This window comes from Enterococcus sp. DIV1444a (genome assembly GCF_051712125.1).
GTDB lineage: Bacteria > Bacillota > Bacilli > Lactobacillales > Enterococcaceae > Enterococcus > Enterococcus faecalis.
The window spans coordinates 2495425-2517556 of sequence record NZ_JBIOOG010000001.1 but is presented as its reverse complement, the minus strand read 5'-3'; the positions used below and the strand labels follow the sequence as shown (position 1 = coordinate 2517556).

Here is a 22132-nt window from a genome sequence, read left to right as displayed (position 1 = left end):
AAGAAGCGAATCATCATTCGCTTCTTTTTATTCACTATACAAAAATATCAAATGTATGCAAAACGGCTGACAATAAAATAGTTACAACAGCCATTCCAGATACAAAGCCGACAGCACCAGGAACAAAGGGAGGTAATCGTTTAGCAATATAGCTACCGACAGGGGCCGCACTGATTCCTGCTAAAACGGCGATGGTCAGGGAAAGCCAAAAGCCACCACCCATCATTAAAATCACACCAGGAACAATACTGACCAGTGGCATAAACGTTGGATACCAACCTTCTTCAGCGAAATGTTTTCGATAAAGAAAAACACCAACAGCCGAAGCAATCATTTGTCCCATTAAAATGTCAGGAACTAAGCCAGAACCATTTGTAATATGATTAATATTGACAAACCAATCTGTTAAAACGCCTAGAATTACCAAACCTCCAACTAACTCATTTCCATAAAACCAAGCTTCGGAGAAGTCAGCAAAAGTGCGTCGTATTGACCATTGAAAGGTTTGCGTATTTTCAATTTTAGGTTGTTTTTGTCGCTTCTGAGCGATTGGTGCAATAGAAGGAACCATCCAAGGCAGTTGATGACAGATGGCTGAAACAATCCAGCCAACAAAAGCCATTGTGGTAACGTTGGAAACTGTCCCAGGTACATTTAAAAGGGGCATCAATTGCGCATTCAGCCAATTGGCAAACGGAAAGGTGAAAAGCGCACTCAAAAGAGAAATCGTTCCTAATTTTTTCCAGCCAGGACCGTAAACGAGTGTTAAAGCTGGCGGCGTGCCAACAACCACAATAAACGTTGGTAACCACAACACTTCTTTTGTAAAAAAGCGTGTAAAATCAAAAACATAAATAGTTAAAAAGAGGGAAAGTAGCTGAGAAGCAAGTACCCAAGGCCAAATACCAGAACCACCAGCAATTGCAAATCCCTGCCATTTTGAATTTTTTCGATAAAGTTGCCAAGCAATCAGACCGCCGATTAGTAAGAAAAGCGTTGTAAAAAGTCCGCCGTAAAATTCACCTTCCGTGAAGTTCATGACAAAATAGATAAATTTGTAAAACCCCTGCTGATTCACTTTGGTAACTACGTCATTGTAAGGAAAAAAGTTAGACACATGTCGAAAGCCATTCATGATCCAATACAGGAACATTCCCAAAAAAATTTTTACACCAAGAGCTAAAACGGCTTCGTAATTGATCGATTTATTTTTCATATGATCGCTCCAAAAAAATGACATTTTACTAAGTTTTTGAAATTAGTTTATTGTAGCTACTAAAGCTTTTAGTGCCTCGTTAAAGACATTTGCTGGCGGATTAGTCAATCCAGCGCCAATCATACCAATCCCCGGTTCTTTATGAGCAATAGCAGTATTAATGACAGGCAGCATCCCTGTTTCTAAGACTTTTAAGACATCAATGCCTGAAGGAATCCCCATAAAATCTAAAACAGGAATCGTGACATTGGGATTTTCTTTCGTAGTAATTTCCAGCATTTCTTTTGAATAATTCAATGCTTCTGCCACTGTTCCGCCAACTAATGGGACAATTGCTGGTGCAGCTGCCATGGCAAATCCGCCAACACCATACGTTTCTGTAATAGCACTATCGCCCATATCCAAACCAGCATCTTCTTGTGTGTAACCGGCAAACATCGGACCAATCACCCGTTGGGCAGGCCCTGTAAACCAGTGATTTCCACCAATCCCACTGACACGAATCCCAAATTCGACCCCATTGCGACACATGGTGGTGACAATTGTACTATTTTCCACATTATGTCCAGCATCTAACGCACATTTAGCGGCGCCCATCCAAGTTGGACCAGAAAAATAGTCAGAACTGCCAAGAAATTCAAATACTTCTTTTAATTGTTCACGAGAAAAATCAGTTTGAACCATGTAAGGCGTTAATGCTTGGACTAACAACGTACTTCCAGCTACATTGCGATTATGGCACTCATCGCCCATATGCAAGGCTTGCGAAAGCATTAAGCGTAAATCAATGCCTTCTGGACAAAAAGTCATGGCATCATGAAGTAATGGACCTAAAACATCGCGCATCCAAATCAGACGATCCACGACGGATTGATCATTTGCACCAAATCGTAAAACTTTCGCCAATTGTTCACTTAAATTAGTAAAAGCCGTGTTGCCGTACGTTTCATTTTTGATAATATGAACGTACATATTCGGAGAAGTCACGCCAGCCATAGAACCAACGGCATCATGTTCATGACAAGGCGAAAACGTAATCGCGCCAGAACGAGCAACCCGATCGGCATCAGCTAGATCTTTTGCTAATCCTTCAAAAACAAGCGCTCCTTGAACGGCACCTTTCATCGGTCCGCACATATTTTCATAAGTAATGGGCGGCCCAGCATGTAAAATGGTCGTTTCAGTCATCTTGGGCATGACATTAATTGTTTTATCAAATCCCACTAAAATAGGTTTTGATTGAATAATGCGGGTAACCGCTTCTTCGTTGGCTTGTTGGATTTTTTCATAAAGTGTTGGACTTTTTAATTGATCCAATAATTTCAATAGCTCTGGGTCACCATTGGCAGGCGGTGCCCAATTTACTTGATGTGAAGGAATCCCTTGTTTTTTCATATCTTCATGAATAAAGTCAATGCCTACATTGATCGTATCTAAAGGCTGGTTAAAAAGATCATTTCTGCTCATGTTCGTTCGCTCCTTTTACAAAAGTTTTGGTGGCTTCGCAAAGTTGATGACTGCTGTCGACAACGAGAACCTCTAAATCTTCTAAAATTTTCCGCTGTTCATGAATATCTTGTGGATCTTCTTCGGTCCCTAAAACATAGCCAATAATGGCTAACTCACGACCATCTGCTTTTGCTATTGCTTTGGCTTCCTTTAACGCCTCCGCTAACACGCCAACAGGATTTTCGTGAGAACCATAACCTAATTCAAAATCTAACGCTAAAACTGCCACTTCAGGATCTTTGGCTTCTTGAAGAATGCGAGTAATCCGAGAAGTCGGATCGATCATTGGATGTGGGCGGCCTTCTGTGAAACGATCATCACCGAAATCAATCAATGTATGTGCTTGGCTGTGGTCAGGATTTGCTAATTGCCGTTCAGGAATTTTATGAATATTACTATAAACATCATCAGAGACTTCTGTTAAAGTATATAAAAGTTCATCACAAAGAGTGCCACCACAGAACAACCCACGAACAAATTTTTGAGAAGGGGCTTGTTGCTGTTGGATGGCTGTTAACATTGCGCCTGTCGGATTTTGATAGAGGCTGGTTTCCGCTTCCTGTGTTTGACTAAATTGAATCACCTTTTGAACTGCATCCAGAGAAGAAGTAGCAAAAGTGACGTTGTCTATTTTTCGTTCCGTTTGTTCACTGCCGATAAAATAAATAACAACTGGTTTAGTTGAAACAGCTAATTTTTTTAAAATTTTCTCTGTTACTTCTGGAGCAGGCGGTTTAGAAATAAGCAAAATTGCCTTAGTTTGTTCGTCAGCCATTAAAGCATCCAGCCCGTCAAGCATCATCAGCCCACCAATTTCAGCAGACAAATCACGGCCACCAGTACCAATTAATTGTGAAATCCCATAACCATATTTATGGATTTGAACACTAACTTCTTGGCTACCAGTACCAGACGCGCCGACAATTCCAATATCTCCTGAACGTACCTCGTTAGCAAAACATAACCCAACGCCATTAATAATCGCTGTTCCACAATCAGGGCCCATCACAAACAGTTCTTTTTCGTGTGCTTTTTGTTTTAACGCTAATTCCTCGTCAACCGTCACGTTATCACTAAAGAGCATGACGTGTTTTTGCTGATCTAAAGCTTTATGCGCTTCTCGTGCAGCAAATTTCCCATTGACAGAAATTACAACTAAGTTGGCATCAGGCTCTTCATGAAGGGCTGAATCTAACGTCTTATAGGTTACTTCAGAAGAAGCGGTTGTCTTTTTCTTCGTAAATAACTCGTCGACTTGCTGTAAAATTTCTTCTGAGTTCGCTTGGTCATCAAGATCTAAAACAATTAATAAATCACCCGTTGTAACATGATCCAAGGCGGGTGTATATAAACCAACATTCCGAATCACTTCAAGATTCATGTCGGTTCCCATCCCAATCATTGCAGTTTTAACTCCAGCCAGTTCATTGGCTCGTGTTGAAATGGTCATTAAAGTAACTGAATCAAAATAGGCGTTCTCTTTAATTACTGTTTGAATTGTCATGATTATTCTCCTCACAAAATAGTTTTAAACCAAAAATAATGCCGCAAAGTATGTCGCTTCCTGAAGTTGAGCCCACCTCCTCTAAAGCCGAAACCGCTTGAGCCATTTCATTTGTATTTCCACTTTCAATTGATAAAAAAACACGCTGAACTAGTTGAGAAAATCGCTCGTTCACTGCTTCATGGATTTCCGCATAACTGACCGCATTCGTTCGTTCCTTGGCTAGCACAGCCAGCTGTTGGAATTTCGAGGGAAGTTGCTGTAATGCAGAAAAACTAGCAAGTAATCCTGTGATAAAATCATCGCCAGTGGGAGTTAAACCAATCCCCAATCCCAAAATCTTCGTTAAACAATCAAGAGCTATTTTAAAAGATTTTTGCGCCCAAGCTTGTTGAAAATAAATCATTTCTTTTTGAATCTGGGTCCGACTATAAGAATCAAAAAGAAAGGTTGACGGCGAAGCAGGAAAAAGCGCTTGCCAAGGATTGAAACGAGTTTGCTGAATATACGTTAAAAAAATAGCTATTTTTGTTTTACTGGGTGTTAAATAAAGTGGCGTTGGTTGCCAAATTTGGGCATCGGCTAGGGTTAAGTGTCGTCGGCCTAACCGGATAAACAGGGGCTCAATTTGGACAGGTAAATCAGCGAAATGGCTAAGTTTTTTTTCATCGAGTATAATCGTGTTAGGTGCTATATGTTCGGGATGCGTTGAAATGGTCAAGAGAATTTCTTGGGTGTCTACATGACCATAATTAATAGCGTGCGTAAAACATTGCAAACTAGTCAATGTTTGATGAGGGAGTTTCGATAAAATCGTTTGGTCATAAGCTAAAATTTTTGTCATTCCAACGACCTCCTTTTTAATAGCGCTTTCACGACTTCATAATAAAAGAATCCAGCAGGCTAAACAATTGCTAAAAATGACATTGATTTACAAGTTTGAATGGACAATTTGTACATTGGGAGGATAAATGATGTTAAAAGTGAGTGATTTATTAACGTTAGAAGAATTACCTGGCATTACCTTAGTAGCAGGACATAAAAATCAGGACCAACCGATTTTAAAAGTCAATATTTTAGAAAATCCTGATATTTTAGATTGGTTAACAGCAGGTGAGCTACTGTTAACGACAGGGTACATATTTAAAGATGATCGGAAATTACAGAAAAATTTTTTGAAAGAACTAGCCAAACACCATTGTGCTGCCTTGGGATTTAAAACCCAACGTTATTTTGAAGAAGTTCCACCAGACCTAATCAAACTAGCAAATGAAATGAATGTACCTATTTTAGCAATTCCTTACAATTACACCTTTTCGCAAATTGCTGACGTGTTGAAAAGTCGTGTCACGTTAGAACAATTTGACATGAATGCGCAAGAAACCGCATTGCATAATAAAATTTATCAAATCTTAGAAACGGGAAGTAGCAGTTTTCATTTGCTGCAGGATCTAGCAGAAACCATTCAAAATCCTGTCTTGTTATTGAATGACCACTTTGAAGGAGTTAATTTTTTTGACTTGCCTAAAAATCCAATTCGTATTTCTAGCATTTTAGAAGATAGACAAGAAACCTCAGAGTTCCAAAAACAATTACTTGAACAAAGTCATCCATTATTACGCTTTTATCAAGAACCGATTCATTTACAGTTGAAACTCCAGAACCAAGTGGTGCCAATTGAAATTTATCCAATTAAAAAGAAAAATGTTATTTTATATTATTTACTCGTCTGGAACACCTTGGCTCCATTACGACCAGTCGACGTGGCGCATTTTAAAATCACAGCTCATTACTTGCTTTTACAATTGCAATTGGAATACTCACGGAAATTTGAAGAATACCAACAACGAAACGAATTATTTTTTAAGCTGATTGCGCATGAAAAGAGGGACCAAGCTGTCTTCCAACAATTTCAACAATATTATCGCTTGGCAATAGATAAGCCCTATGCGATTTTGCTAATTTCATTAACCTTAAATGAACGCCAAAGGCAAGAAAGAATGTCTATTTCAGGTAACCAGCTAAACCAAGTTATCTTAGGGGACAAACAAAAAATTGTTTGTATTGAAATTGATAGTTCCTTTGTTTTGTTAGTTGAAGATCCACCTGAAAAAGAAGGCGATTATCTGAAAATGATGCAACGCCTAGCACAAAGTAGCATAAATCAGTTAATGAAAGTACAAGAAGATGTGGAACTTTTCCTAACAATAGGACCTAAGATTCAAGGTCTGACCCAGATTCATGAATCTTATCAACAAGCGATTGACGTTTTAGCCTTTCAACGCCAATTCGTTGCAGAAAAACCTGAAATGAGGATTGCTTCCTACGCGAATTTTCATTTTAGACAGACACTACAACGTTATTTTTTAGAAGAAGGACAAGCAACCCTCAGAAAAAAATATGTTCAACCATTGCAGAAAAGTGATCAACAGCAACATACCGACTTTGTCCATACACTGAATGTCTATTTTCAATCAAAGCGAAACTTGTCTCAAACAGCCAAAAAGCTCTTTATTCATCGCAATACTTTGTTACAACGATTGGAGAAAATTGAACAGCTAGTGCTGTTGGATTTTGATAAGGAAGTGGACTTGTTGGCGCTGGAAGTGGCGTTGTTTGTGGAAACTTAAGAAGCAATATAAGTGGCGGTTTTTAATTTAATGGAATATATAAAGCTAAAAGAAACGATTATACAAGAAGGATAATTTAATCAATAAAAAATGGCATCTTTATTGAAAAGATGCCATTTTTTATTGAAAAAGTTGGGGTATTTCATTACACTTACACTGTTCCCAATCGTCTCTATACACTATCTGTTTTATATATCATCAAAAATTACATCATGATATAATAAATAATTTTAACAAAATACACCCTAGAAAGAAGCCCAAAAATGAACCTAACCCATCAAGACTTCAACCTATTCAACCGAGAAATCTTCACATTCAAACAACTCAAAGAGCAACAAACATCAGCAGAAATCGATGCCTTAAAGCAAATCTACAAGCAACATTGGGAAAAGTGGAAAGCCTTAAACCTCGTCATCGCCCAAAGTTTACCAGCTGAACTCGGCATCACTAAGCCGAAAATCGAAAGCTGGACCAACGGCTGGAATTTACGCAGTCATTTCTGGGCTGCGTATCGCAGTGAGCAACGCCAAGCGGAAAATGCTTGTCTGGCGTTGTTATTAAATAAAAAGCAATTTCAAGTATATTTGATGTTTCAACAGTACAAAAGTGAGGAGCGGGCAGGCTCAGTCGTCGCTTACAATCAATTGCTTAATCGTTTAGAAGCTTGGAGTCAAACCATCGACTGCGAAGGTTATTATATTTGGCCGCAGGAGGAGGATGAACTAGTGGACCATTTGCCTTTAAAAGATTATTTAGCAGATGAAAAACAACGGAAAATTCTAGAAGAGCGGATAGGCAATCGCTCATTTCAGATCGGTAAGTTGTGGTTTGCGACGGAAAAGCTTGAAACGATTGAAGAAAAAAGTTGTCAGGCGCTTCAAGAATTAGCTCCTCTGTACGTAGCATTACATGAAGAAAAAAACTTCTTTGATTGATTTATTGATCAGAGAAGTTTTTTTCTTCTAGTCATCAACAATTAACTCATTAATAATGGAGAGAAGACGAAAAAATTGCGATTTACTTCACAAAACACCTTATTATCTTTCCGAAAATATGATATCTTTAGAATGGAAATTTCATGAAAAGAGGATGCGAATGTTTAAAAAGTACACACAAATGATAAGGGATGAATTTAAAGGGTATAATCAAAAAAAATTGAAAAAAGATTTTTTGGCAGGTTTGACTGTCGCAGCCGTCGCGTTGCCATTAGCGTTAGCGTTTGGTGTTTCTAGTGGCGCCACTGCAGCAGCTGGCATGATCACGGCGATTATCGCTGGAATTGTGATTGGAAGCCTTTCGGGTGGGTTTTATCAAATTTCAGGACCAACAGGTGCGATGGCAGCTATTTTAATGTCAATTGCGGCAGTGCATGGCATGCAAGGGATTTTATTGGCCACCTTTTTGGCGGGAATTTTCTTGCTTTTGGCAGGGATTTTGCGTTTAGGGAGCTTGACTTCTTTTATTCCGTCACCGGTCATTACTGGGTTTACTTCAGGAATTGCTATTATTATTGCGTTGGGGCAGCTTGATAATTTCTTTGGGGTTCGTTCAGAAGGCCACAATTTAATTGAGAAAATCAGCAGTTATCGTTCATTGGGCTTTGATTTAAGTGTACCAACGACGGTTATGTCGTTTTTAGTGGTGCTTGGATTAGTGTTCTTTCCGAAAAAGTGGAATGCGATGATACCAGCTTCATTGGTGATGATTATTTTAGCTACTTTAGCGACAGTGGTTTTTCAACTGCCAGTGGCCACTGTAGGGAAAATTCCGACAAGTATTTTTAGTGATACACGTTTGGAACTTGGTTCGCTTCAATTAAGTGCGTTTCAGGATATTTTGGTGCCTTCGATTAGCATTGCTATGTTAGGCATGATTGAAAGTTTGCTTTGTGGCGCTTCGGCTGGTCGCATGACAGGGAAACCATTAGACAGTAATCAGGAACTAGTGGCACAAGGAATTGGCAACTTAATTTTGCCATTTTTCGGTGGCGTGCCTGCGACGGCAGCGATTGCCCGCACGAGCGTAGTGATTAAATCTGGGGCGCAAACACGTTTAGCGGGTATTTTTCATGCGGTCTTTTTATTGTTATCGATGTTGCTTTTATCGCCAGTCATGTCTAAAATTCCCATGCCTGCGTTAGCTGGTGTTTTAGTGGTGACAGCGTGGCGAATGAATGAATGGTCGGTGATTAAAGAATTCTTCCAGAAACGTTTCCACACAGCCTTATGTTTATTCTTTTTAACGATGATAGCGACCGTTATTTTTGACTTGAGTTTAGCGATTGTTTTAGGGGTCTTAGCGGGTTGCCTGTTTTTCATTGCGAAAAGTGCCGTGATTACGATTAATGTCGAGGAAGTTGATTGGTCAAGAATGGGGCTAGTACCGACCGCTTGTACGGAAAATTGGGTGGTGGTTTATTTGAGTGGCCCGTTATTTTTCATGTCTTCAGAACGATTGAAACAAACGTTACTGAAATTGGAAACAAAAAGTGGCGTGGTATTTTCAATGCGAGGAGTTCCTAGCATTGACAGTACGGCGTTAGATATTTTAGAAGAATTTTGTCTTGCAGCAGAAGGACGTGGACAACAAGTTCAGTTTGCCGCTCTGCAACCAGAAGTTGAAAAAATGATTCGAACCATTCAAGGAAATCAAGAGAAAGAATACCATTTCTCAGTCGCAGAATTTTTACAAACAGTGCATGTTGCAGAACAATAAGTCATTTTCAAATGAAATGTTCTATTTTCTATTGCGTGCTTAATGGGTGAAGAAATAAGAAAAATAAGTGGGGACTAAAACGAGTTTCTAGAGGAGTTCCTAAAAAATAATAAAGAGAAACCTTCTAAGTATGAAGTTTTCTCTTTATTATTTTTTTTTAGGGTATTTATTGAATTACTTCTAGCATAACGTCTTTTTGATCATCCGTAACATTGCCTGCGTAGTTAGGAGTGATTAAAGATATCGAACCATTTTTATTGTTGAATAAGTATAAAGTACCCGATTTATTTTGTTCATTGTTTGAAGAAATATTAGTTCCTAAAATTAACTCTGTATTTACTTTAACGGTGCGAATACTGTTATCGCCCGCTGAAAATATTCTAATCTCTTTTGTAGGAATTGTATTTATAGATAGGTCATATTTATTAATGGCTTCTTTCACTTGACCATTTTCAGCCCCAAACAATTTAGTTCGGAAGGTAGCAGTTGGTGTTGAATTTAAGTTCTCTAATGTAATTGAAGTTGGCACATTCATTCCTTTAAAATTAAATACGAGTGGATTGTTTAAACTACTAAGATCGACAGCATAAGGTGTTGCTTCTAAAGAATTTGCTTCTTCGACATTTGTAGATACTTCATTTTTAGACTTTGACGAAGCCTGAGTGGTACTGGAACTTTCAGAAGTTTCTTTTAGTTTATTACTAGAGCTTGTTTCTGTGCTAGAACTGTAATGATTAGTACTGCTTTTCATTGATGTTGTTCTATTGGTAGAATTTTCTTGTTTTTTAGGTTCATTCGCTTTCTGAGAACTACAACCTGTTAAAAAAATAACTAAAATAACACAAACTAATTTTTTCATACTATTCCTCCTATAGACGCTATAACTAATTTTATCTTACTTGTTAATATAACAAAAGGAATAATTATTTTATTTTCACGAATGCTCAAATTGTTTAAATCTGTAGTTTTTATACTTATTTTTGTTGCATTTACAACAAAAATAAGTTAAAGTAATGACAATCATAAAATATTAGCGAAAGGAAGTGTCCTAGTGACAGATATTTTAAGAGAAATTGGCATGATTGCGCGGGCCTTAGATTCAATCAGTAATATTGAATTTAAGGAATTATCTTTAACACGAGGACAATATCTTTATTTGGTCAGGGTCTGTGAAAATCCTGGAATTATCCAAGAAAAGATCGCCGAACTGATTAAAGTTGATCGAACCACAGCGGCGCGGGCGATTAAGCGTTTGGAAGAACAAGGCTTTATTTATCGTCAAGAAGATGCAAGCAACAAAAAAATTAAGCGGATTTATGCCACAGAAAAAGGGAAAAACGTTTATCCAATCATTGTGCGCGAAAATCAACACTCGAATCAAGTTGCTTTGCAAGGCTTGTCAGAAGTGGAAATTTCACAATTGGCAGAGTACTTAGTTCGGATGCGTAAAAATGTTAGCGCAGATTGGGAATTTGTTAAAAAAGGGAATACCCGAAATTATTAAGGAAAGGACGACTGATTGATGGGAGAAATAAAACAATTAACAATAGAGGATGCACCAGTGTTACAAGAAATCAGCATTGAAACATATACAGATACTTTTGGACCGTATAACACGCCAGAAAATATGCAAGCCTATTTAGTAGAAGCCTACAATTTAGAAAAATTACAAAAGGAATTGGCTAATCCCTACTCTGACTTTTATTTTATCTTTGTCGATAATCAATTAGCTGGCTACATGAAATTAAATCGTGAGACGGCGCAAACGGAACCGATGGGGCCAGAGAAGCTCGAGGTTGAGCGATTGTATATTTTACCTGCGTTTAAAGGAAAGAAGCTGGGAACACAATTGTTAGAACTGGCGGAAGAAAAAGCTCGTGAATTTGGTAAAAAAGCACTGTGGCTAGGTGTCTGGGAACACAATGATGCGGCGCGGGCATTTTATAAAACCATTGGCTACCGCTATTACAGTCAACATTCATTTTTTATGGGAGACGATGAACAGACGGATTTTATTTTGTTAAAGGAACTGTAGCAAGGCAACTTCTAAACAAAGATTTCTGATTTTATCAGAAATCTTTGTTTATTTTTTTGATTAAAACTAAGTATTTTTTTATTTTCGAAATGTTATTTTTTAAAACGTAAAAATTGAAAAAGAAGATTTTAAATCTGTGAAAAAATGTTGATCTTGTGAGAAAACTCTTTTGTCAGCGTCTTTTTTCAGAATGGGTCTCTTCTTGAAAGTCTACCTTGATTTATCTGATTTGTGTGTTTTTGATTAAAAAATGTTGTGTTTTGTTTCATTTAAACATATAATTTATTTGTGTCTTTTTTAATAATAAGTGTATTTTAGTATTTGAAAAGAGAAGTTGTACATAATATGTGAATAAAAAGATTTGTTTCTTACTTTCTAGAGTGAAAGAACGATACAAAAAAGGTTGCTATTTTTTCGTTCAAAGTGAACAAAGAATCGTTTGTTATTTAGTTGGGGTAACTAATGATTCTTGTTATAAAAAGCGCTTACAATCTATGTGATGAGAGAGGTGCACATGCTTGTGCAAAAGTGACAAAAAAAGAGAAGGCAGGGTGTTTTAATAGAAAAATTTTTAATAAAAAGGAGAGTTTGTCGTGGAGAAAAATGTGTCTCAAGTAACAGCTCAAGAAGAAACAGCGATGAAAGCACGTGGCTACAATGAAGATTTGTTGCCAAGTAACCCGAAACAACGGACGATGGGCGCGCACAATTTTTTTACATTATGGATGGGTTCGATTCATAATATCCCGAATTACGCAGCAGTGGGTGGCTTTATTTTCTTAGGTTTATCGCCGCTGCAAGTTATGCTGGCAGTTGTGTTAAGCTCATTCATTGTAGCAGCCTTCATGAATCTGAATGGCGTGGCTGGCTCTAAATATGGGATTCCTTTTGCGATACACTTACAGTCTACTTACGGCAGTCTCGGGGCAAAACTGCCAGGGTTCTTAAGAGGTTGTGTGGCTGCGATTGCTTGGTTTGGCTTGCAAACATTTACTGGATCGCTTGCTTTATTAATTATTCTAGGGAAATTTTGGCCGAACTTTTTAGAAATTGGTGGGTCATTCCAGTTTTTTGGTCTCGGGCTGCCTGAATTAATGGCGTTTACTCTTTTCTGGCTCTTAAATGTGGCAATAGGTTTCGGTGGTAGCAAAATTTTGAACCGTTTTACCGCCATTTTAAGTCCGTTGATTTATGTCGTTATTATTGGATTAACGATTTGGGCCATTCGTGCTGGGGGTGGTTTAACATCAATTTTGTCCTATCAAGTTTCTAGTGCGATTCGTTCAGTCAATCCACTGGTGGCGTATCTGATTATTTTTAACTCGGTTGTGGCCGTTTGGTCAGCGCCTGGTGCTAGTGTGGCGGATTTTACTAAGAATGCGCGCTCGACACGTGCTCAGGTTGTGGGGCAAACAGCAGGATTAGTTGTTGGTTATGGGATTTTTGCTTTTTCCAGTGTAGTGATTCTGTTAGGCGGTTCGCTGTATTTTGGGATTCAAGAATGGAATATTTTAAATATTATTGATCGTTTAGATAATGTGGCGGTGGTGGTCTTAGCCATGTCGGTTTTCTTATTAACGACTATTTCAACCAATGCAACGGGGAACATTATTCCGGCAGGTTATCAATTGGCGGCCATGTTTCCTAAAAAAATGACGTATAAAAAAGGCGTCATGATTGCCAGTGTTATCAGCTTTCTCATTATGCCTTGGAAACTGATGGAAAACGCCGATAGTATTTTTATTTTTCTGAACGCAATTGGGGCTGTTTTAGGACCAGTCGCTGGCGTGATGATTGCGAATTATTATTTTATTCAAAAGCAACAAATTGATTTAAATGCTTTATACGTAGATAAACACAAAAAAGAGGAAGCCAATCCTTTTTACGGATTAAACAAGCCGGCGTATGTCGCTACTATTCTGGCGTTGGTTCTTTCCTTAAGTGGTCAATTTATTCCACAGGTTAAAATCGTTGCTGATATTTCGTGGTTTGTGGGCTTTGCCACAGGTTTTGTGCTGTACTTAGTGTTAAAAAAATGGACTTGGGATTCAAAAAAAGTGAAAGAAACAGCTTATCAGGAGGGAAAATAAATGCAAGCAGAGTTAGTGATTAAAAACGGGTTAGTTATTTTAGAAACTGGAGAAGTCATTACGGATGTGGCCGTTCAAGGAGGAAAAATCGTAGCGATCGGGCAAGACTTGTCAGGAGAACGTGTGCTTGATGCGACGGGTTTAGTCGTTAGTCCTGGGATGGTGGATGCCCATGTTCATATTACCGATCCTGGTGGTGGTTACCGCGATGAATGGGAAGGGTATGTCACAGGAACGGCCGCTTGTGCCAAAGGGGGCGTGACGACCTTTATGGAAATGCCTTTAAATCAGATTCCAGCAACTGTGGATAAGACCTCTCTTGAGATCAAATACAAGGCAGGAGAAAATAAACTAAAAGTAGATGTAGGGTCATTTGGCGGCGTGGTCCCGACCAACTTGGCTGGCGGGATTCAGGAACTTGATGAAGGAGGCGTTTCCGGCTATAAATGCTTTTTAGGAACGTGCGGCGATCGTTCAATTGAAGGAGATTTTCAAAATGTCGACGATTATTCGCTATATGAAGGAATGAAACAAGTTGCCAAGACTGGCAAAGTGCTAGCAATCCATGCAGAAAATGCGCCAATTACGGATAAATTAGGCGCGTTAGCTTATCAAAATGGCGAAACGACTTTAGCAGCATATGTAGCTACACGTCCTGTGTTTACCGAAGTTGAAGCGATTCAAAAAGCTATTTTATTTGCCAAAGAAACAGGTTGTCGGATTCATATTTGCCATGTGGCTTGTCAAGAAGGTGTGGAAGAAGTTTTAAAAGCCCAAGCAGAAGGGGTAGATGTGACTTGTGAAACATGTACGCATTATTTATATTTTACCACGGATGAACTTGATGCCATTGGTCCAGTTGTCAAATGTTCGCCGCCGATTCGTGACGCGGACCAACAAGCCGCATTATGGAACCACGTGCAAACAGGCGGCATCGCGTTTGTAACCTCTGACCATTCTCCTTGTACGCCAGACTTAAAAGATACAACTAATGCTTTTGAAGCATGGGGCGGCATTTCTGGTGTTCAAAATAACGTCGATGTGTTATTCGATGAAGCCGTCCAAAAACGTGGTTTATCCTTGAAACAATTCGCGGATATGATTGCAGCAAATCCAGCTGACCGTTATCACTTAGCACAAAAGGGCCACATCAGTATTGGTAAGGATGCCGATTTTGTACTAATTAAACCTAATGCGCCGTATATCTTAAAAGCAGAAGATTTAGAATATCGAAATAAAATTAGTCCTTACATTGGTCGTGAAATTGGGGCCCAAGTGATTCAAACAATTTTAAGAGGCGAAACAATTTACGCACAAGAAACTGGGGTAACCGAGGCGTTTAACGGCGTATTTATCAAAAATTAAACATTTATTTTAGAAATGGAAAGGGACAGAAGCGTGATTGAATTAGCGCCTCTGTCCACGAGTTACGGGATATACATTAGTTATTTTGCACAAAAAAACACTTAACTTTGTTTGATAAGTACAATGAAGATGGTTCGGGAAACGTTTACAATCAGAGTGTAATCAGTCAGGAGGTTTTGTGATGGACTTGGAAAAAGTTTTAAAACAAAGAATCGAAGAGTTGTCAGCAATTGGGAGTGATCCTGCAGGAGGGATGACACGCTTACTTTATACCGATTCGTGGTTGGCAGCACAAAAGTATGTGCAAAGCCAAACTGAGGCGTTTGGACTGGAAACGCAATTTGACGAAGTCGGGAATCTGTTTTGTCGAGTGGCAGGAACGGAATTTCCTCAGGAAACGATTTTAACTGGGTCACATATCGACACAGTAGTTAATGGCGGGACCTTAGATGGTCAATATGGTGTTATTGCTTCCATGACGGCTGTTCAATATTTATTAGACAAATATGGGAAGCCACGGCGTTCTTTAGAAGTGCTTTCGATGGCTGAAGAAGAAGGGAGCCGGTTTCCAACGGTTTTCTGGGGAAGCAAAAATGTCGTCGGTGAAGCCAAACGTGAAGAAGTGGTCGACATCTCTGACAACGAAGGCAAAAAGTTTGTTGATGAGATGCACCGCCAAGGCTTTGATTTTCGGCAGGAGCAAACAAGACGTGAGGACATCGAAGCATTTGTCGAAATTCATATTGAACAAGGCAATATTTTAGAGAACGAAAAGCTCCAAGTCGGTGTTGTTCATAGTATTGTGGGGCAACGTCGCTACACGGTTAATTTAAAAGGGCAAGCTAATCATGCAGGGACTACGCCAATGAGTTACCGTCATGATGCGGTGTATGGTTTTGCTAAAATTTGTGCAGAAGCCATTGATCGTGCGAACGAAATTGGTGATCCGTTAGTTTTAACATTTGGCAAAGTCATTCCGAAGCCCAATACAGTCAACGTGGTGCCTGGAGAAGTGGAATTTACAATTGACTGCCGTCATACCGACGCTGCTTTTTTACGACATTTTACCGGTGAATTAGAAGAACGGATAAAGACAATTGCTCAAGAATTAGGCTTAACTATTGCGATTGACCGCTGGATGGATGAAGCACCCGTACCGATGAATCAAGCAATTGTAGAAGTTATTGAACAAAAAGCCAAAGAAGGCAAGTATCAGTATCGTATGATGCATAGTGGCGCTGGGCATGATTCGCAAATTATTGCGCCCCATTACCCGACAGCGATGATATTTGTGCCAAGTATTGGTGGGATTAGTCATAATCCAGCAGAAGCAACGGCATTTCCAGATTTGGTTGAAGGCGTCAAGCTTTTAGCAGATACCTTATATGAATTAGCGTATAAATAAGATAGAAAAGGAAGAATTGTGATGGGTTATAAAAATAATCGAGTAGGTTACCAAAAAGAATTGTTAACATCAAGAGCTGTGATAAAAAAAGACAATTACGCCATTATTCCCCATGATGGTTTGGTGCAAAATGCAGTACCTGGTTTTGAAAATGTCGATATTTCCATTTTGGGATCGCCTAAATTAGGTGCGACATTTGTGGATTACATTGCTACGTTTCATAAAAATGGTCAACAAACAACTGGTTTTGGTGGCGACGGGATTCAAACGTTGGTTTATGTCATTGACGGTCGTTTGCGCGTTTCAGATGGTCAAGAAACCCATGAGCTTGAAGCAGGGGGCTACGCCTACTTTACGCCTGAAATGAAAATGTATTTAGCGAATGCACAGGAAGCGGATACAGAAGTTTTCTTATATAAAAAACGCTATCAGCCGTTGGCAGGCCATCAACCTTATAAAGTGGTTGGGTCAATTCATGACCAACAACCCGAAGAATATGAAGGAATGACAGATGTTTTACTTTGGAGTTTATTGCCGAAAGAGTTTGACTTTGATATGAATATGCATATCTTATCTTTTGAACCAGGCGCTAGTCATGCCTACATTGAAACGCATGTCCAAGAGCATGGTGCGTATTTAATTAGTGGCCAAGGGATGTACAATTTGGACAATGAATGGTATCCAGTGGAAAAAGGGGACTATATTTTCATGAGTGCCTATGTGCCACAAGCAGCCTATGCGGTTGGCCGTGAAGAACCGCTAATGTACGTTTATTCCAAAGATGCCAATCGTGAACCAGAATTATAAAGAAAAGCCGAATGTAAAGTAATGACCTCGGAACAATAGGATTTGAACACGCAGTGGTGAACGGTAGAGTCCTTCTTCTTGGTAGACGTTACTTTTATTCGGCTATTTTCCTGTTAATTATTTTTCTGAAAGTTCCAGCGCTACCCGTAAGAGTAAACTCGTCTCAGGCTCTTGAATAGAGGTGCCTAATAATTTTTCACATTGATTCATGCGATATTTAATAGTGTTTCTGTGAAGGTAAAGAGCGTTGGCCGTTTTAGTAATTTCGCAATTGAAATCTAAAAAAACTTTCAAGGTTTTTCGTAATTCTTGTAACGACGGTTCCGTCGGATAGGCCAACTCTTTCAATTGTTGCTGGCAAAAGTATTCAACGTCTTCAGTGCCGATCTTTTCAAAAAGTCCAGCTAAGCCTTTAGGATGGAACAATTGCACAGTCGTTGGTTTTTGAGTGTGTAAAGAGGCCTCTAAAGTCGAGGAAGCTTCAATATAAGAATTAGGCAAATCTTCTAGGTTTTCATAAGCATTGCCTAAAGCAAAGCGAATGGTAATAGGCAAAGCCTGTTGCAAACGTTCAGCGAGATTTTGCAAAATCATCAAATGGTCATTTTTCTTAGATTGAAAAATCAAGATACTTTTATTTTGATTTTTTAATTTAAACAAGGCGACATCTGGCAGGATTTCCGGCAATTGTTCTTTGAGCCATTGGAAAATTAGTTGCCCTTCCGCTTGCTGATAACGAATATGGGTTTCGTTTTCTGGTTTAGTCACGCCGTAGACAATCGCTAATTGATAATAATCACTGTTGATTAAACGATAATTTTTCCAAAGTTCCAACCAATTTTGATGTTTACTCAGCGCTTCTTGATGTGTATCGAGCAAGCGGTCCAAAAAGTCTGTTTTGAGATGCTCAAAAGACTCAGCAATTTTCTGGTTTTTAAATAACATAAAGGTCAAAACTAAAATGGCCTGATCAATGGCAAATTCAGAAATAGGATAAGGAATCTGTTCAGGAGATAAGACCAATAAATAATAGGGAAAATAATCGTTCACACGAATTGGAAAGCCAGCTACTTGAATGTTTTCTTGTCGTTCATCCTGTAAACGAAAGATTTTCTTTTCTTGTGCCAATTGTTGAAAGTGGTCTTTTGATAATTGTTTGATAAAAAACTCCGCTGATTTTTGATTGCCATAAAAATAATTCGAGTGGGCAATCACCTGTTGCCAAGGACTTAATAAAATAATTGGTGCATTTAAAATTTTCGCAAATTCAGCGATGAAACGCGTAGCATCAACATCTTGCATTAATAATGTTGAAAAACGCTTTTGAATGTCAAAGGCCACAGACATCTGTTCGGTTTTGCTATCGCGAAGATAGCCTACAATTTCATGCAACAACCCGCCTAGTGGCTGTGTGCTAGGAATTTTAATCAGGGGCAAATCAACGGCACTGGCATAGGCAACAATTTCTGGTGAAATTTCGTCAAGGAACCGCCCAACTTTGATCCCTAAAGCCGTACATTCTGCTTGTTTTAGCGAGTCAATAAAAGGTTTCAATTTTTCTTGATCATCTTTATAAATCATTGCCGTTGTTAAAATCATGACATTTTTAGGGATAAAGTCAGCCACATCAGGTGTTTCCGTGATTTCTACACTTTCCAAGGGCTGTGTTAAGTTTGAGTGAGACGATAATAATTGTAAGTCAGAAAATCTTGGTAAAGCCAAGACCTCAGCTAATATTTTCATCACAACAACCTCCTTTTTTTATAGTATAGCGAAGAATAAAAAGGAGTACAAAAGATAGTTATTGAATATGTCTAAAAAACAAAGTCAAAATAGTGCAAATTGAACAATGAATTTCTGGGTTTTTCCAAAGATAATAAAAGAGAAGAATTAAAAATGAAGTGAGGGATTACTATGTATCAACAACCAAATTTTGTACGGCGAACAATCATGACACCAGGACCAGTCGAAGCGCATCCATCGGTACTTCGTCAAATGGGTCAACCAATTTTAGGGCAATTCGATCCAGAATTTCTACAGATTATGGATGAAGTTCGGGAAATGATTAAAGTACCTTTTGCCACAAAGAATCAACAAGCCTTTGCCATTGATGGCACGTCACGTTCAGGCTTGGAAGCGGGATTATTTGCATTGATTGAGCCAGGCGACAAAGTGCTTGTGCCTGCGTATGGCCGGTTTGCTTATTTATTAGGTGAAATTTGCGAACGCGCCCGGGCCGAAGTTATTTATTTAGAAAAGGACTGGCTCGCACCGTTTGAGCAAACAACGGTGATTGAAGCGATTAAAGAACATCAACCAAAAATTGTTGCGATGGTCCACGGCGAAACGGCGAATGCACAAATGCAACCGCTGGATCAAATTGGCGCCTTTTGTCGGGAAAATGAAATTTTCTTCGTAGTAGATATGGTGGCGACTTACGGCGGTGTCGAAACAAAGGTCGATGATTGGAAGATTGATATTGCAGTAGCAGGTACTCAAAAATGTGTTAGCGTCCCTTCAGGCCTTTCTTTGATTACCTACAACCAACGTGTGGCCGATTATCTGGCGGGCCGTTACCAAAAAGAGTTAGGACTTGGCGCGGATGCGCGGAATGAACGGTTCATTCAAAGTAACTACTTGGATTTATCGCAATTAGAAAAATATTGGGGACCAGAGCGCTTAAATCACCATACAGAAGCGACTACAATGATTTATGGGTTACATGAAGGATTGCGTTTGTTGCTTCAAGAAGGCATGGAAAATGTCTACGCACGCCATCGGAAAAACGATTGTATTTTAGTTGAAAGTCTGCAAAAAATGGGCTTAGAAATTTTTGGGAAGTTAGACACAAAAACACCAACAGTCATTCCTGTGGTCATTCCAGAAGGAATTGATGGTGAAAAGGTGCGGAGCTTATTACTGGATCATTTTAAAGTCGAAATCGCCTCTTCCTTCGGTGATTTAAAAGGAAAAATTTGGCGGGTCGGTAATATGGGTTACAGCAGTCGCGAAGACAATGTGTTGCATTTCTTAAGTGCTTTTGAGACTGTATTGAAACACCAAGGCTATCAATTTGAAGGCGGTAGCGGCAGTACTCATGCATTGGCTGAGTATTTAAACTAAAAAAGAAGGTAGGACAAAGGTCACTACGTAAAAAAAGCGTAGTGCTTTTGTTCCTTGTGAAACGTTAACCAAAAAAATGATTGGTGGAGGAAAAGAAAATGACAGACAAGACAAAAAGTTCGTTGGCTTATTGGAAAAAAATCGTTATTTTACTATGTATGGGCTGGGTAACAATCTGGATTTATCGTTCCGCGCTTTCTCCCGTTTATCCACAAATTCGCGCGTCTCTAAATGGTAACGCTTCCGATACGGCCCTAGGGTCCATTTCTAGCTTTTATTTTCTCGGTTACGTAGTCATGCAGATTCCTGCAGGCTTCTTGGTAGACAAGATTGGGAAAAAACGTGTATTAATTCCAGGCTTTATCTTGTTTGCGCTGGCAGCATTACTGATTGCCCAAGCCCAAACGATTGGAACAATTTACTTAGGTAGCTTATTGGCAGGTTTAGGATGTGGTTCTTTCTATGGCTCGGCTTACTCGTTGACGTCGCAAAACATTCCTCAAGCCAAAAAAAGTTTTGCAACAGCTATTGTCAACAGTGGTTCAGCAGTTGGTTCAGGTTTAGGGATGATTTTATCTAGTTATTTAGTTGCCCAAAAAGGATTGCCTTGGCAAGTGATGATGTACATTTCCGCTTTTATGATTATTTGTATGTTAGTGGCTTTTCAAGTGATTATTCGCAATCATAAAGAAGACATGGCTTTGATTCAGCCAACCGTTGTTGATGAAAAAGATAACGGAACGGTAAAAGAAAAAGTGCCCTTTAAAAAACTGTTTGCACCACATATGTTGTTTGCGTATATTTTATATTTTGGCACTTGTTATGCGTATTATATGATTGTGACTTGGTTACCTAATTTTTTAAGTACCGAACGTGGCTTCCAAGGAGCGGCGATAGGATTATCCTCTTCGCTGGTCGCATTTGCTTCTATTCCAGGAGCGTTATTTTTTAGTCGGTTGGCGGATAAGTACATGCATAAAAAAGTTCAATTCATCGTTGTTTTAGAATTTTTAGCCACAGCCATGCTTTTGTTAACTGTACAAGTAAGTAATGCGACGTTGTTATTAATTGCTTTAATTATGTATGGGTTTTTAGGGAAATTAGCTGTAGAACCGATTATTATTTCTTGGCTAGGTGAAAATGCACCAAAAATTGGAATTGGCACTACTTTGGGCGTGTTTAACTTTTTCGGCATGATGTCCTCTGTGATTGCCCCAGCTTTGACTGGGAAAATTTCTGACACAACGGGTTCGAAAGTTATGGGCTTTTATATCGCCGTCGTGATTTTACTAATTGGCACGATTCTTTTTATGCTTGTCAATTTAAAAAAACGTGCGGCAGATTCGTCTAATAAATAAAAAAACAACGCAAACTTATCTTTCGCTGAATAAGTTTGCGTTGTTTTACTTTTTGATAATCATATTAATCGCTTGTGCTAATCGCTCTTCTTGTTCTTTAGGATCTTTTTCAGGATTTTCAAAGCAATGCTTTAAATTCTCCGCAACAATCATCCCCATTACGCGATCAATACTAGAACGGACCGCACTCAACTGAGTGATAACATCGATACATTCTTTTTCTTCATCAATCATTTTTTGAATCCCGCGAATTTGACCTTCTGTGCGGCGCAAACGATTCAGCACTTTCTTTTTTTCTTCAGTCATTTTGCCCCTCCTTAAGAGTAGTGATTGGTTTAAAATATACCTACACGAGGTATTTTTGTCAACTATCTT

18 protein-coding genes are annotated in these 22132 nt (G+C 38.9%); 11 read left to right on the top strand and 7 right to left on the bottom strand.

What is annotated here, in order from left to right:
- Nucleotides 1-34: 34 nt before the first annotated feature.
- From IGI87_RS12120 to IGI87_RS12105, 4 genes are read right to left on the bottom strand one after another with little or no spacing between them, the layout of a single operon-like run.
- A complete protein-coding gene (locus IGI87_RS12120; protein ID WP_438737179.1) occupies nt 35-1216 on the bottom strand; it encodes a hypothetical protein in 1182 nt (393 codons plus the stop codon).
- 42 nt (nt 1217-1258) lie between these two features.
- Entirely contained in the window at nt 1259-2683 is a 1425-nt protein-coding gene (locus IGI87_RS12115) for an oxamate carbamoyltransferase subunit AllG family protein (protein ID WP_438737176.1), read from the bottom strand.
- On the bottom strand, nt 2670-4229 hold the full coding sequence (fdrA, locus tag IGI87_RS12110; protein ID WP_438737174.1) for an acyl-CoA synthetase FdrA: 1560 nt from the start codon (nt 4227-4229) through the stop codon (nt 2670-2672). Before fdrA ends, IGI87_RS12115 begins: the two co-directional genes overlap by 14 nt.
- Nucleotides 4207-5073 (bottom strand): DUF2877 domain-containing protein, encoded by an 867-nt coding sequence (locus IGI87_RS12105; protein ID WP_104855173.1) that lies wholly within the window; start codon nt 5071-5073, stop codon nt 4207-4209. The genes fdrA and IGI87_RS12105 overlap by 23 nt, the downstream gene beginning before the upstream one ends.
- Nucleotides 5074-5200: 127 nt before the next feature.
- Here IGI87_RS12105 and IGI87_RS12100 point away from each other — a divergent pair, with 127 nt between their 5' ends.
- The 3 genes from IGI87_RS12100 to IGI87_RS12090 all read left to right on the top strand — a co-directional run bounded on the left by IGI87_RS12100 (nt 5201) and on the right by IGI87_RS12090 (nt 9574).
- Nucleotides 5201-6859: a PucR family transcriptional regulator gene (locus tag IGI87_RS12100; protein ID WP_438737172.1), complete on the top strand. Its 1659-nt coding sequence runs from the start codon at nt 5201-5203 to the stop codon at nt 6857-6859.
- A gap of 263 nt (nt 6860-7122) precedes the next feature.
- Nucleotides 7123-7794, top strand: a complete 672-nt coding sequence (locus IGI87_RS12095; protein ID WP_438737170.1) for a glucose-6-phosphate 1-dehydrogenase family protein — start codon at nt 7123-7125, stop codon at nt 7792-7794.
- Between the two features lie 118 nt (nt 7795-7912).
- A complete protein-coding gene (locus IGI87_RS12090) occupies nt 7913-9574 on the top strand; it encodes a SulP family inorganic anion transporter (RefSeq protein WP_438737436.1) in 1662 nt (553 codons plus the stop codon).
- 166 nt (nt 9575-9740) lie between these two features.
- Here IGI87_RS12090 and IGI87_RS12085 read toward each other — a convergent pair whose 3' ends face one another.
- Entirely contained in the window at nt 9741-10433 is a 693-nt protein-coding gene (locus IGI87_RS12085; protein WP_438737168.1) for a hypothetical protein, read from the bottom strand.
- Nucleotides 10434-10625: 192 nt separating this feature from the next.
- Between IGI87_RS12085 and sylA the strand changes: the two genes are divergently transcribed.
- The 6 genes from sylA (at nt 10626) to allE (ending at nt 17276) form a co-directional block, all read left to right on the top strand.
- Nucleotides 10626-11078, top strand: coding sequence for a transcriptional regulator SylA (sylA, locus tag IGI87_RS12080; RefSeq protein ID WP_438737166.1), 453 nt, complete (start codon nt 10626-10628; stop codon nt 11076-11078).
- Nucleotides 11079-11096: 18 nt separating this feature from the next.
- Complete coding sequence (locus IGI87_RS12075; RefSeq protein WP_164982924.1) at nt 11097-11609, top strand: GNAT family N-acetyltransferase; 513 nt, start codon at nt 11097-11099, stop codon at nt 11607-11609.
- A gap of 593 nt (nt 11610-12202) precedes the next feature.
- Nucleotides 12203-13699: an allantoin permease gene (gene allW / locus IGI87_RS12070; RefSeq protein ID WP_438737164.1), complete on the top strand. Its 1497-nt coding sequence runs from the start codon at nt 12203-12205 to the stop codon at nt 13697-13699.
- A complete protein-coding gene (gene allB, locus IGI87_RS12065) occupies nt 13700-15064 on the top strand; it encodes an allantoinase AllB (protein WP_438737162.1) in 1365 nt (454 codons plus the stop codon). It begins immediately after the preceding gene.
- A 181-nt stretch (nt 15065-15245) separates the two neighbouring features.
- Entirely contained in the window at nt 15246-16469 is a 1224-nt protein-coding gene (gene allC / locus IGI87_RS12060) for an allantoate deiminase (protein WP_104854793.1), read from the top strand.
- A 21-nt stretch (nt 16470-16490) separates the two neighbouring features.
- Nucleotides 16491-17276 carry a (S)-ureidoglycine aminohydrolase gene (gene allE / locus IGI87_RS12055; RefSeq protein ID WP_002384779.1) on the top strand — a complete coding sequence of 262 codons (786 nt, stop codon included), beginning with the start codon at nt 16491-16493 and terminating at the stop codon, nt 17274-17276.
- Nucleotides 17277-17393: 117 nt separating this feature from the next.
- Here allE and IGI87_RS12050 read toward each other — a convergent pair whose 3' ends face one another.
- Complete coding sequence (locus IGI87_RS12050) at nt 17394-19019, bottom strand: PucR family transcriptional regulator (protein WP_438737160.1); 1626 nt, start codon at nt 19017-19019, stop codon at nt 17394-17396.
- Nucleotides 19020-19190: 171 nt separating this feature from the next.
- Here IGI87_RS12050 and IGI87_RS12045 point away from each other — a divergent pair, with 171 nt between their 5' ends.
- Nucleotides 19191-20399 (top strand): pyridoxal-phosphate-dependent aminotransferase family protein, encoded by a 1209-nt coding sequence (locus IGI87_RS12045; protein ID WP_438737158.1) that lies wholly within the window; start codon nt 19191-19193, stop codon nt 20397-20399.
- 98 nt (nt 20400-20497) lie between these two features.
- Nucleotides 20498-21757, top strand: a complete 1260-nt coding sequence (locus tag IGI87_RS12040) for an MFS transporter (RefSeq protein ID WP_280211515.1) — start codon at nt 20498-20500, stop codon at nt 21755-21757.
- Nucleotides 21758-21802: 45 nt separating this feature from the next.
- Here IGI87_RS12040 and IGI87_RS12035 read toward each other — a convergent pair whose 3' ends face one another.
- A complete protein-coding gene (locus IGI87_RS12035) occupies nt 21803-22063 on the bottom strand; it encodes a metal-sensitive transcriptional regulator (protein ID WP_104854797.1) in 261 nt (86 codons plus the stop codon).
- Nucleotides 22064-22132: the final 69 nt, after the last annotated feature.